Origin of the sequence: Mesorhizobium sp. Pch-S, assembly GCF_004136315.1 — a bacterium.
Taxonomy (GTDB): domain Bacteria; phylum Pseudomonadota; class Alphaproteobacteria; order Rhizobiales; family Rhizobiaceae; genus Mesorhizobium.
The window spans coordinates 451436-463846 of record NZ_CP029562.1; the positions used below are offsets into that span (position 1 = coordinate 451436).

Annotated in this window: 10 protein-coding genes and 1 pseudogene; 7 read left to right on the forward strand and 4 right to left on the reverse strand. The window is 63.9% G+C overall.

Annotated features, from left to right (window positions below):
- Positions 1–111 precede the first annotated feature (111 nt).
- Complete coding sequence (locus tag C1M53_RS02120; protein ID WP_129410729.1) at positions 112–2133, reverse strand: hydantoinase/oxoprolinase family protein; 2022 nt, start codon at positions 2131–2133, stop codon at positions 112–114.
- Between the two features lie 396 nt (positions 2134–2529).
- A complete protein-coding gene (lepA, locus tag C1M53_RS02125) occupies positions 2530–4338 on the reverse strand; it encodes a translation elongation factor 4 (RefSeq protein WP_129410730.1) in 1809 nt (602 codons plus the stop codon).
- Between the two features lie 147 nt (positions 4339–4485).
- Here lepA and C1M53_RS02130 point away from each other — a divergent pair, with 147 nt between their 5' ends.
- The 4 genes and pseudogenes from C1M53_RS02130 (at position 4486) to msrA (ending at position 7609) form a co-directional block, all read left to right on the forward strand.
- The gene (locus C1M53_RS02130) at positions 4486–5526 is read left to right on the forward strand and encodes a TadE/TadG family type IV pilus assembly protein (RefSeq protein ID WP_129410731.1); all 1041 of its coding nucleotides are present in this window, start codon (positions 4486–4488) and stop codon (positions 5524–5526) included.
- Between the two features lie 161 nt (positions 5527–5687).
- Positions 5688–6398 (forward strand): DUF1223 domain-containing protein, encoded by a 711-nt coding sequence (locus C1M53_RS02135; protein ID WP_129410732.1) that lies wholly within the window; start codon positions 5688–5690, stop codon positions 6396–6398.
- Positions 6399–6501: 103 nt separating this feature from the next.
- Positions 6502–6768 carry a hypothetical protein gene (locus tag C1M53_RS02140; protein ID WP_129410733.1) on the forward strand — a complete coding sequence of 89 codons (267 nt, stop codon included), beginning with the start codon at positions 6502–6504 and terminating at the stop codon, positions 6766–6768.
- 98 nt (positions 6769–6866) lie between these two features.
- A pseudogene (gene msrA / locus C1M53_RS02145) lies at positions 6867–7609 on the forward strand (peptide-methionine (S)-S-oxide reductase MsrA).
- Between the two features lie 90 nt (positions 7610–7699).
- Here msrA and C1M53_RS02150 read toward each other — a convergent pair.
- Positions 7700–7963, reverse strand: coding sequence for a PepSY domain-containing protein (locus C1M53_RS02150; protein WP_129410734.1), 264 nt, complete (start codon positions 7961–7963; stop codon positions 7700–7702).
- A gap of 291 nt (positions 7964–8254) precedes the next feature.
- On the opposite strand from C1M53_RS02150, the gene C1M53_RS02155 reads away from it, so the two are divergent.
- Both C1M53_RS02155 and C1M53_RS02160 read left to right on the forward strand, forming a co-directional pair.
- Complete coding sequence (locus C1M53_RS02155) at positions 8255–9181, forward strand: ABC transporter ATP-binding protein (protein WP_129410735.1); 927 nt, start codon at positions 8255–8257, stop codon at positions 9179–9181.
- Positions 9178–9939, forward strand: a complete 762-nt coding sequence (locus C1M53_RS02160; RefSeq protein ID WP_129410736.1) for an ABC transporter permease — start codon at positions 9178–9180, stop codon at positions 9937–9939. Before C1M53_RS02155 ends, C1M53_RS02160 begins: the two co-directional genes overlap by 4 nt.
- Before the next feature lie 130 nt (positions 9940–10069).
- On the opposite strand, the gene C1M53_RS02165 is transcribed toward C1M53_RS02160, so the two are convergent.
- Positions 10070–11110 (reverse strand): phosphatidylglycerol lysyltransferase domain-containing protein, encoded by a 1041-nt coding sequence (locus tag C1M53_RS02165; protein WP_129410737.1) that lies wholly within the window; start codon positions 11108–11110, stop codon positions 10070–10072.
- A gap of 158 nt (positions 11111–11268) precedes the next feature.
- On the opposite strand from C1M53_RS02165, the gene C1M53_RS02170 reads away from it, so the two are divergent.
- Positions 11269–12399 (forward strand): NAD(P)/FAD-dependent oxidoreductase, encoded by a 1131-nt coding sequence (locus C1M53_RS02170; RefSeq protein WP_129410738.1) that lies wholly within the window; start codon positions 11269–11271, stop codon positions 12397–12399.
- Positions 12400–12411 lie beyond the last annotated feature (12 nt).

Here is a 12411-nt window from a genome sequence, read left to right on the forward strand (position 1 = left end):
GATCGGTGAGTCAGATGTGGGATGCTTTCGAGAACCGGAGCGGAGCGTACGTTCAAGTACGTGAGCACCGGAAGCGCAGAAAGCGCCCGCAGATGGCCACCGAGACGGCTTTTAGGCAGCGATGCGCGGCCGACCGGCGGCGGTGGCCACGACATGCGCCTCGATGAACATGCGCTGACCCTCGACCACGGAAGCGCGGATGTCGCGCGCGACATCGATCTCGGCGGTATCTGTACCGGCCTCACCAGCGCGGAGGGCGACAAGCTTGCGCACGTCGGCTTCCGCCTTGGCCATCGCATCGTCTTCCCTGGTGAAATCGCGCACGCCTTCACCGGAGGAGACGCGGAACAGCCCTTCCTTCGGCTGGCTGACACGCGCCTCCGCCGTCACCCGCACCTGGCCGACCACGGCACCCAGCGCATTGGCGACATCGGTATCGACCGGCACCACGCATTCGTTGCCGACGAGTGGCGCAAGCGCCGCATAATGCAGCGGTGCCGAGGCGCCGAGGCCGATCACCGGGCGGTCGAGCGCCACCGTCAGGCGCGCAATGCCCGGATGCGCATCGACCGCGCGCTGCACCAGCGCATGCGCCACGGTGGCAGCGCCATCCAAGCCGTCCTCGGCAAAGGCGGTCTCCAGGATGACTTCCGCCGAGAACCGGGTCAGCGCCAGCAGCACCCGCTCGGAGATCTCCTCCGGCGAAGCGGCAATCGGCTGGCCACGCCCATCCTTGCGGCGGGCGAACAGCTCGGCGCCAAGCCGGGCCGCCGCAGCGTCCCAATTGGCCTGTTTGCCCAGCGTGTGTGCCGCATCCGAGGGCGTGAAGCCGACGACGTGCACCAGCCCGCGTGCAACCAGCCGGTTCAGCGTCGCATTCTGTGCGTTGGAGGTGAGCAAGCGATCGATCGGCAGCGGCACGCCGCCGATCGCCTCATAGAGCTTGGCCTCCGGCGCACTCAAACCGGCGGCCAGCCGTTCCGGTACGCCTGTGCGCACCGCAAAGCGTCCGTCCATGCGGCCAGGATTCGGTGCGCGCAGCTGCCGCTCCAGCTCGGTCATCACCGCTTCGCCATGGGCAAGACCGGCCAGCGCCAGCGGCACGACGCGCCGCGGCCCAAGCTGGATCTTCGGTGACAGCCCGCCGTCTTCCAGCGTCACTTCCGAGTCGCCGCCGAGGCCGAAGGTGCGCATGGCGACGGCTTCGACCATGGTGCGGAAGCCGCCAACGGTGGCGCCTTCCGGGTCGAGGCGCGGGCGGCCCTTGTCGAGCACGGCGACGTCGGTCGTGGTGCCGCCAATGTCAGAGACGACGGCATCGTCCAGCCCGGTCATATGACGGGCACCGACCAGCGAAGCGGCAGGCCCCGAAAGAATGGTCTCGATCGGCCGCTGGCGCGCGAAATCAGCAGAAACGAGCGCGCCGTCGCCGCGCACCACCATCAGGGGAGCGTCGATGCCACGCTCGACCAGAAAACCTTCGGTTGCCGCGACCAACCGGTCGATCATGGCGATCAGCCGCGCATTGAGCAGCGTCGTCAGCGCGCGGCGCGGCCCGCCGAGCTTCGACGACAGTTCATGGCTGCAGGTGACCGGCAGGCTGGTGACGTCGCGGATCAGCTCGCGCGCGGCAAGCTCATGCGCAGGGTTGCGGGTGGCGAAATAGGCGCAGACGGCGAAACCGGAAACGGAGCGGCCAAGCTCAGGCAGCGCCGCTTGCAACTCGGAAAGGTCGAGGGCCGCGGCATTGCCATGCACGTCGTGCCCGCCCGGGCAGAAAAACACCGGATCGGTGCCGAGCGCCGCCTTCAGGCCGTCGCGCTCGAGGTCGGCCTGCCCGAAGCCGATCATGACCAGCGCGACACGCCCGCCCTGCCCTTCCACCAGCGCATTGGTGGCAAGCGTGGTCGACATCGAGACCAGCTTGATCGAGGTTGGATTGGCGCCAGTCTGTTCCAGCACCTGCCCGACCGCGCCGGAAATGCCGACGGCAAGGTCATGCCGCGTCGTCAGCGACTTCGCCTTGGCGACCACGGTGCCATTTCCACCCGTGTCCGACCACAGCACCGCATCGGTATAGGTGCCGCCGGTGTCGATACCGAGGAAAAGCGGAGCGGAAGAGGAAACAGTCACGGCAAGGCCCAAAAAAGACAGAAGCTGCCCGGGCTTTAGACCATCGCGTCCAGTCGCGAAAGCCGCATAGGCTGGGCCAGAGGCTGGCTTGAGAACCGCAAGCGCCTAGGCTGGGCCGCGTTTCTGCTGCCCGGCTTCCTCCAGCTCCTGGCTGAGCGGCTTGATGGATGGATCGAGTGGCTCGGCGGCAGCCTCGGGCGCGGCAGTCCTGATCGGAGCCGGCGGCACTGGGCGGCCAGACGCGCAGGCGCACAACAAGACCAGCGGAATCAGGATGAAGGGACGAACCATGGCCCAAGACTGTTAGCGCGGAAAACAGAAGTGGCGGAAGCTGGCGGCTCGGAATCTGCTGCTCCAGAGTCCGTCCGGCCCACCATCCGCCTCACCCCACCAGCGTCAATTATCCCCCATCTTCAACGCCTCAATGAAGGCCGCCTGCGGGATGTCGACCTTGCCGAACTGGCGCATGCGCTTCTTGCCTTCCTTCTGCTTGTCCAGCAGCTTGCGCTTGCGGGTGACGTCGCCGCCGTAACATTTGGCGGTCACGTCCTTGCGCAGGGCCGAGATCGTCTCGCGTGCGATCACCTTGCCGCCGATGGCAGCCTGGATCGGGATCTTGAACATGTGCTGCGGGATCAGCTCCTTCAGCTTCTCGCACATGGCGCGGCCGCGCTTTTCGGCTGCGGTGCGGTGCACCAGCATGGAGAGCGCGTCGACCGGTTCCTCATTGACCAGGATCGACATCTTGACGAGGTCGCCTTCCTTGTAGTCGGTCAGGTGATAGTCGAAGGAAGCGTAGCCCTTGGAGATCGACTTCAGCCGGTCGTAGAAGTCGAACACCACTTCGTTGAGCGGCAGTTCGTAGACCAGCATGGCGCGCTTGCCGACATAAGACAGGTCGACCTGAATGCCGCGCCTGTCCTGGCAGAGCTTCAGGATGCCGCCGAGATAGTCGTCCGGCGTCAGGATGGTGGCGCGGATCCACGGCTCCTCGATATGATCGATCTTGACCACGTCGGGCATGTCGGCCGGGTTGTGAAGTTCCTTCACCGTGCCGTCGGTCAGCGCCAGGCGGTAAACGACGGAAGGGGCAGTGGCGATGAGATCGAGGTCGAACTCGCGCTCCAGACGCTCCTGGATGATCTCCAGATGCAGCAGGCCGAGGAAGCCGCAGCGGAAGCCGAAGCCGAGAGCAGCGGAGGTTTCCATTTCATAGGAGAAAGACGCGTCATTGAGGCGCAGCTTGCCGACGGCGGCGCGCAGATCCTCGAAATCGGCGGCATCGACAGGGAACAGGCCGCAGAACACCACCGGCTGCGCCGGCTTGAAACCCGGCAAGGGGTCGGTGGTCGGGCGGCGGTCCTCGGTGATGGTGTCACCGACGCGGGTGTCGGCCACTTCCTTGATCGAAGCGGTGATGAAACCGAACTCGCCAGGCCCGATCTCGTCGGCCTGGATCATCTTGGGCGTGAAGAAGCCGGTGCGCTCGACCGGATACTTCGCTCCGGTGCCCATCATGCGGATGTTCTGGCCCTTTTTGAGCACGCCGTCGATGACGCGCACCAGCACGATGACGCCGAGATAGGCGTCGTACCAGCTGTCGACCAGCATGGCCTTCAGCGGCTTGGCGGCATCGCCTTCGCGCGGCGGCGGCAGCTTGGTGACGATCGCTTCCAGCACCTCGTCGATGCCGATGCCGGTCTTGGCCGAAATCATCACCGCCTCGGACGCGTCGAGGCCGATCACCTCCTCGACCTGTTCCTTGATGCGGTCCGGTTCGGCCGCGGGAAGGTCGATCTTGTTCAGCACCACGACGATCTCGTGGTTGGCGTCGATGGCCTGGTAGACATTGGCCAGCGTCTGCGCCTCGACGCCCTGCGAGGCGTCGACCACCAGCAGCGAACCTTCGCAGGCGCGCAGCGAGCGCGACACTTCATAAGCGAAGTCGACGTGGCCCGGCGTGTCGATGAGGTTCAGCACATAATCCTGGCCGTCCTTGGCCTTGTAGTTCAGGCGCACGGTCTGCGCCTTGATGGTGATGCCGCGCTCGCGCTCGATGTCCATGTTGTCGAGCACCTGCTCGGTCATCTCGCGCGCCTCCAGCGCGCCGGTCATCTGGATGAGGCGGTCGGCCAGCGTCGACTTGCCGTGGTCGATGTGGGCCACGATCGAAAAATTGCGGATGTTGGAAATGGGCGTGCTCATGGCGCGGCCTTTATCAGGGGCGGAATGCTCCGGCAAGCGGCGGGTTCGCTGGGGTTGCGCACATCCGTTAAATCTTTAGCGGTTGTGTTAGCCGGGCGTTGCAACAGCGCATGCTATCCGTCGTGGATCGTTGCCCGGGATGCGCTCATGCGAAAACGCTGCCTGAAATTCCTCATCTCTGAAGATGCCTCGCTCGTGCCGGCCTTTGCGCTGTCCGCGCTGCCGCTTTTTGCCGTGCTCGGCCTGTCAGTGGATTATACCTCCGGCGTGAACTCGAAGGCCGAAATGCAGAATGCGCTGGACGCGGCAACGCTGGCCATCACCACGCTGCCGACCGACACCACGCTCGCCAAACGGCAGGAAGCCCTGCAGGCCTTCTACGACGCCAACAGGGGCGACGGAACGGCGACGCTGAACAGCTTCACCGTCGATCTCGACGGCACGTCGCGCGCCCAGTCTTCGGCAAGCTACAACATGCCGACCAATTTCATGCGGCTCGCCACCATCAACACCGTCACGATCAACGTCAAGTCAGCCGCGACCAAGACGCCGGCGCTCGTCGAAGCGACCTTCAAGATCGACAAGGCTTCCGGCTACTGGAACAAGAAGATGACGCTGTTCGGCACTGCCTTCGGCCAGACGACGGAAAAGGCGTTGATGCTGATCGACTACAAGTACAATGGCGGCGGCGGCACCAAGGGCTATGGCACGACCGTGGTCTACACCCCCGACAACCTGGGCAAGCTCACAATCGTCCAACAGACGCAGACCTGTGTCACCAGCGCCTATAACAGCTGGAGCAATCCGCTGAAGCCGGGGGCTTTCGTGGATGGCGACAAGCAGGTGCTGTGCACCACGACGCCCGCCAACGGCACCGGTGCCGTGATCGACGTGAAGACGATGGAAAAACTCTATCTGCAGATGGACGTGCCGTCCGGAAACCCGAAAGTCCTGAAATCGAACGACCCGGCCACCTCCAACCGGCTCTATCTGGACGGGGTGGAAGTCGAGACAGGCAAGACGGTCGACATCTTCCGCGCCGTGCCTTGCGGCAACACGAGCTCCCAGGCCTGGGAAGACGGCGGCAATGCCGTGCCGGCGCCGGTCTCCAACGCCGACTTCTTCTACACGGTGAGCGGCAAATGCGAATTCTCGCAGAAGCCTTCGACCACCGCCCTGACCCAATAGCCTCCGCCCAGTTTACTCTCGACCTCTAGACCCGCCCGGCCCTGCCCGTGGCGGGTTCTTTTTTGCCCGCAAGATCACGAAGCGGTGATCGGCGTAACATGCGGCAGCGTCGCAGCGAATGCCCCGATGAGGTCGCCGACGGCCGCAAGACGGAGCAAACGATGCGCGCGAAGATCAAGAGAGCCTTGACTGTTGCAACGAGAGGCATGGTGGCTGGCGGCCTGCTGATGGGAAGCGTGGTTGCCGCGGCGGCGCAGCCGCTCACGGTGGTCGAACTCTTCACCAGCCAGGGCTGCTCCTCATGCCCGCCGGCCAATGCCAACCTGATCAAGCTGAAGGATCGCCCGGACGTGCTGGCGCTGTCCTTCGCCGTGACCTACTGGGACTATCTCGGCTGGAAGGATACGTTCGGCAGGCCGGAATACACCGAACGGCAGGTGACCTATGAACCGGCACTCGGCCGCAGCGGGCCGTTCACGCCGCAGATGGTCGTCAATGGCCGCACCGATACGGTCGGCAACAGGCTGTCCGATATCGAGGCCCTGATCGCGAAGGACAGGCCTGCGAGCGGTCCCGTCCTTTCGCTGGCGGACGCCAAGGCGGCCATCGGTCCGGGCAAGGCACCTGCGGGCGGCGCCGACGTCTGGCTGGTGCACTACCGGGCCGGCATCATCGATGTACCGGTGGGCCGTGGCGAAAACAGCGGCCACACCTTGCCGCACGCCAATGTCGTCCACGCCCTCACCCGGCTCGGCACCTGGACCGGCGAAGCGACGACACTGCCGCTGCCGAAAGCCGGTGACGGCCTTTCCACCGCCGTCCTGGTGCAGGCGCCGCAAGGCGGACCGATCCTGGCCGCGGCCTCCGACTAGGCACCGCGCGCGAAAGCACACCACCAAGCCTGCTCGAATTGCACGGCCAGAGCGGCCGCGCGCAACCGGCGCCATGCGCCACCAACCCTCGAAGGAGAACAGCATGACCCGTCCAATCAGCCTGAAGGCGCTGGCTTTTGCCGTTGCCGCGACCGTGTTCACCGCCGCCGGAGCATATGCCGAAGACGCCATGAAGCCTGCGGATGCGATGAAAACCGAGGATGCCATGAAGCCGGCCGACGCCATGAAGCCCGCGGACGCCATGAAACCCGCCGATGCCATGAAGCCCGCAGACGCCATGAAGCCCGCGGACGCCATGAAGCCTGCCGACGCCATGAAACCCGCAGACGCCATGAAACCCCAGCAGTAACTGCCGGCCGGGGCGACGACGCACGGGAACGTGAAAGCCATTCGGCTGCGGTCATCGTATAGTGCCTCGTCGCCCGGCCCTCATGAAGGAGCCCATGCATGATCCGAAATCGTAAATCCGGCGCAGCAAAGCCATGGAAGGCAGCCGGCCTGTCCGCCCTTGCCGGCCTTGCGCTGGCCGCTACGGCGCTGACTTTCCTGCAGGGACCGACCCGCGCGGCCGAAGAGGCCGTGAAAATCCCACCGCCTGCCGTTGACGCAAAACCGGCGGCCGGATTGCAGAAGGCGGTGTTCGCCGGCGGCTGCTTCTGGGGTGTGCAAGGCGTGTTCCAGCACGTCAAAGGCGTGACGAAAGCCGTTTCCGGCTATACCGGCGGCGCGGCCGACACGGCCGAATATGAGCGCGTCGGCTCGGGCAACACCGCCATGCCGAGTCGGTGGAGATCACCTACGACCCATCGAAGGTAAGCTACGGCAAGCTGCTGCAGGTCTACTTCTCGGTGGCGCACAACCCGACCCAGCTCAACTACCAGGGGCCGGACTACGGCACGCAGTACCGCTCCACAGTGTTCGCCGCCAATGCCGAGCAGAAGACGATCGCCGAGGACTACATCGCACAGCTCGACACGGCAAAGGCGTTCTCCAGGAAAATCGTGACGACGCTGGAGACCGGCAAGACGTTCTATCCGGCCGAGGATTATCATCAGGATTTCCTCGAGCGGAACCCGACCTATCCCTACATCGTCTACAACGACCTGCCGAAGATCGAGAACCTGAAGACGATGTTCCCGGATCTCTACTCGGACAAGCCCGTGCTGGTCGCGGCCAGCCCGAAGAGTTGACCGGCTGAACGCCTTTTCGACAAAAAGACCGCGCCGATGTTACCGGCGCGGTCTTTTTCATTTGCGGCACTCTCGCCGCCGTGGAGTTTCCTACTGCAGGTTCACAGGCGCTGCCGTGACCGGATCGAATTTGATCTCGACCTTGGCGCCGTCCTTGGTGAAGTAGGTGACTTCGTAACCCTTGTTGTCCCAGTCGACCTCGTCGATGAAGGCGAAATCCTGGCGCTGCTCGACCTTGGCGACGATCTCCGAGAGTTTCTTGGCGTTCGCCGGCGGCACGTCCCTGGCCTGGGCTCCCGCCGGTGCGGCAACGGCAATCAAGGAAACGGCCGCCAAAACAGTGATGATACGCATGTATTCCCTCCGAAGCTGACGCGAGATGCGCGTTTGACCATAGCCCTTGTACCCGGTGCATAACTCACGGCATTGACGATCGTTCCGCAAGCACCAAGCCATGCCGAATGCGGAGAGCGGCAGGCAGCACGCCTCGACCTCCACCGACGCGGATGGTTTCCTTCCCAATCAGACGGGCCTAACCAGATGGCCAGTGGTGGCGAGATATGTCAGCAGCCGCCTTGATTTCGGGTTGCAGGAACCGACATTCAGGCGCACAACGCAAATCCTTTCCAATCAGACCTTTTCATCATGCAATCCGTCATCTCCGTTTCCGGTGTCTCGAAAACCTATGCCACCGGCTTCAGCGCGCTAAAAAACATCAATCTGGACATCAAACGCGGCGAAATCTTCGCCCTGCTCGGCCCCAACGGCGCCGGCAAGACGACGCTAATCTCGATCATCTGCGGTATCGTCAACCGCTCGGGTGGCACCGTCACCGTGGATGGCCACGACATTTCGAAGGACTATCGCGCCGCGCGCAGCCTGATCGGGCTGGTGCCGCAGGAACTGACCGTCGAATCGTTCGAGACGGTCAGTTCGGTGCTGGCCTTCAGCCGTGGTCTGTTCGGCAAGCCGGCCGACCCGGCTTTCATCGAGAAGGTCCTCAAGGACCTTTCGCTCTGGGAAAAGCGCGATTCCAAGATCATCACCCTGTCGGGCGGCATGAAGCGCCGCGTGATGATCGGCAAGGCGCTGTCGCACGAGCCGAAGATCCTGTTCCTCGACGAGCCGACTGCCGGCGTCGACGTGGAACTGCGCAAGGACATGTGGGCACTGGTGCGGAAACTGCGCGAGTCCGGCGTCACCATCATCCTCACCACCCACTACATCGAAGAAGCCGAGGAGATGGCCGACCGGGTCGGCGTCATCAACAAGGGCGAGATCATCCTGGTGGAGGAAAAGGCCGAACTGATGCGCAAGCTCGGCCGCAAGCTTTTGAAGCTCGAACTGCGCAATCCGCTTGCCGCTCTTCCCGCAGGCTTCGAGACCTACAATCTCGAGCTTTCGCCGGACGGCAACCGATTGACCTACACCTATGACAACCAGGCGGAACGGCCGGGCGTTGCCTCGCTGATCCGCGACCTCGACCAGGCTGGCATCCAGTTCCGCGATCTCGACACCGAAAACAGTTCGCTGGAGGAGATCTTCGTCTCCCTGGTGAGGAGGCAGGCATGAACCATCGCGCCGTCTGGGCGATCTACAAGGTGGAGATGGCGCGCACGCTGCGCACCATCATGCAGAGCGTGATCTCGCCCGTCATTTCGACTTCGCTCTATTTCGTGGTGTTCGGCGCGGCGATCGGCTCGCGCATCACCGAGGTCAACGGCGTGAGCTACGGGGCGTTCATCGTGCCGGGGCTGATCATGCTCACCCTGCTCACCCAGTCGATTTCCAACGCCTCCTTCGGCATCTATTTCCCGAAATTCGTCGGCACGATCTTCGAATTGCTGTCGGCGCCGGTCTCCTACCTGGAGGTCGTCATCGCCTATGTCGGGGCGGCCGCCACCAAGTCGATCGGTATCGGCCTGATCATCCTAGCCACCGCGTCGCTCTTCGTCGAGCTCGACATCCAGCACCCGTTCTGGATGCTCGGCTTCCTGGTGCTGACGGCGGTCACGTTCAGCCTGTTCGGCTTCATCATCGGCATCTGGGCGAATGGCTTCGAACAGCTGCAGTTGATACCGCTGCTGGTGGTGACGCCGCTCACCTTCCTCGGCGGCTCGTTCTATTCGATCGACATGCTGCCCGGCGTCTGGCGCACGATCTCGCTGTTCAACCCGGTCGTCTATCTGGTCAGCGGCTTCCGCTGGGCTTTCTTCGGCCATTCCGACGTGCCGGTGGAGATCAGCCTCGGCATCACGCTGGCATTCCTGCTGCTGTGCATCGCCGTCGTCGGCTGGATCTTCAAGACCGGCTACCGGCTGAGGACATAATTTTCCAGAACGCCTCAATCGCCGGCGCGGCCTCTTCGGGCCGCTTGGCTTTCGCGCCAACGGGCGCGGCGCGCAAGAACACAATCAATTGGCGCGCGCTCCAACGGTCATGCAAAAATGACCGTTGGGGTCAGATCGCTTTCAGCAATCTCAGCAGTGCCAGCATGCCGCTGGCGGTGCCGCGCCTGAACGCGATGTAGGCCGGTTCCTCGACGCCATGGAAACGCCGCTTGAAGGCAGCCTGCCCCTGCAGGTTGAAGCGGTGGCGGTTGACCAGCCCGGAATCGAAGGCCTTGCTGAACGCGCCGCGCCAGAACGAGCTTTCGGGAAAGCCGCTCGGGGCCATATCGGCCAGAGGCGACAACCCCAGCGTCACGGCGGAAATACCTTCCTTGCGGAACTGGTCGACGGCGAATTTGGTCAAGCCGATCTCGGCATGCGGGGTGGCACCAGCGAGCTTGCGCTTGAAGGCGGTGGTGTAGCCGGTGACCTTGCCGTCCTTGGAGATCGGATCGAAATCGAGCAAGGCGGTCAGCTTCCTGTCCGGATCCAGCAGCACGAAGCGGCGCATGCCGGGACCGGGCAAAATCGGGAACGGACGGTTGAGGAAAGCCATCTCGCGGCGCGCGACGATGCGGCCGGCACGCCACTCGTCGGAAAGCCGTCGCACCTCGTCGGCATCGGCCAGTCCGCCGGTGTCCTCAGCCAGCGTAAAGCCTTTCTTGACCAGCCAGCGTTCGGAATAGCGCACGGTTTCGTTGGGCTTGCCGGAGAAATCATGCGCCGGCAGCGGCAGCCGCGTGTCGTAGCCGATGCGGCTGACCTGGTAGCCAAGGCCGGACAGAACCTTTGCCGTCGCCTCGCCGATCTGCACGAACCAGGGCGAATCGGCGATCTCGACGAAGCGGCAAATCAGCGCGGCGCGGTCGGCATCGCCGACGACCGGATCGGCCAGCGCATAGTGACGCCCCATCATCGTCTGGAAGGCGACGTAACCGTTTTCGTCACCGAAATAGGACAGCAGCGGCTGCGTGGCCGTCGAATAGGCGAGCGAGAAATCGCCATGCTGCGCGAGCATTTCCAGCCGCTTGGCAAGCGGCAGGGTCGCGCGCGGAACAGCGGCTGCGCGGTCGTCGAGGAAGCGGTCTATGCTCTTGCGGAGCGAGCCCATGAAATACGCCCAGATGATACCCAAAGACGGCTAATCGATCCGTCTTCCGAATCAACAAGCCGCTGCCACCCCTCAACCCTCTCTTGCCATATCGCCGTCTGTGGCACATAGCGCAATCAAGTTGCGGCTGGGATGTCGCGAAAGGATTTGGTGGAAATATGACCGAAACGATCGAAGAAGTGATCGTGATCGGTGCGGGTGCGGCCGGGCTGGCTGCGGCCGACGCACTGACCCGGCATGGCATCAAGGCCCGCGTGTTCGAAAAGGAAGCCCGGATCGCCGAACCATGGCGGCAGCGCCACGAGCGGCTGGCGCTCAACACGCATCGCGACATGTCCTATCTGCCTGGCATGCCCTATCCGAAGGGCGTGCCGGCCTTCCCGCCCAAGGCGGCGGTGATCGCCTATCTCGAACATTTTGCCGAAGAACGCGGCATCGCGGTCGAATTCGACACCGAGGTCGAACGTGTCACCCGCGAAAGCCAGCACTGGACGATCCACACCAGCAAAGGCACCCGCCAGGCCAGGAACATCATCATCGCCACGGGTCACGACAAGGTGCCGTGGATGCCAGACTGGCCGGGAGCCACGGACTACAAGGGGCGCCTGATCCATGCCGCTGCCTTCGGCAGCCCGAAGGATTACGAAGGCAAGAGCGTGCTGGTGATCGGCGCCGGCAATTCCGGCTTCGACGTGCTGAACTACCTGATCGGCGCCAAGACCGCGATGATCTACCTTGCCGCCCGCGCCGGCCCCTCCATCCTGCCCAAGCGCATCGGCAAGATCGCCGTGCAGCGCTTCTCCAGAATCACCAATGCGCTGCCGATCCCGGTCGGCGACTTCATGGTGGCGCTGCTGCAACGCCTGCTGTTCGGCGACCTTCGCAAGCTTGGTTTCGCGCCGGTCAAGAAGGGCGGCATCAGCCGGTTGAAGGAAGACCATGTGGCGATCTCCGCCGACGATGGCGCGATCGCCGCCATCAAGGCGGGCCGCATCAAGGTCGTGGCCTCCGTGGCAGGCTTCGATGCCGAGCATGTCGTGCTGGCCGACGGAAGCAGGATCAAGGCCGACGTCGTCATCGCCGCAACCGGCTATCGCACCGGGCTGGACACGATGCTGGACGGCCTCGGCGTGGTCGATGACAAGGGCAAGCCGAAGGCGAACGGTGCCGAGCCGGGCAGCCAGCCCGGCCTGTGGTTCATTTCCATGCAGCCGAGCATCGTCGGCCATTTCTATGCCGCAGGCCAGGAGGCCAGGGCCATCGCGGCGAGGATTGCAGGACGCCGATAGCCTTCAGGGCGG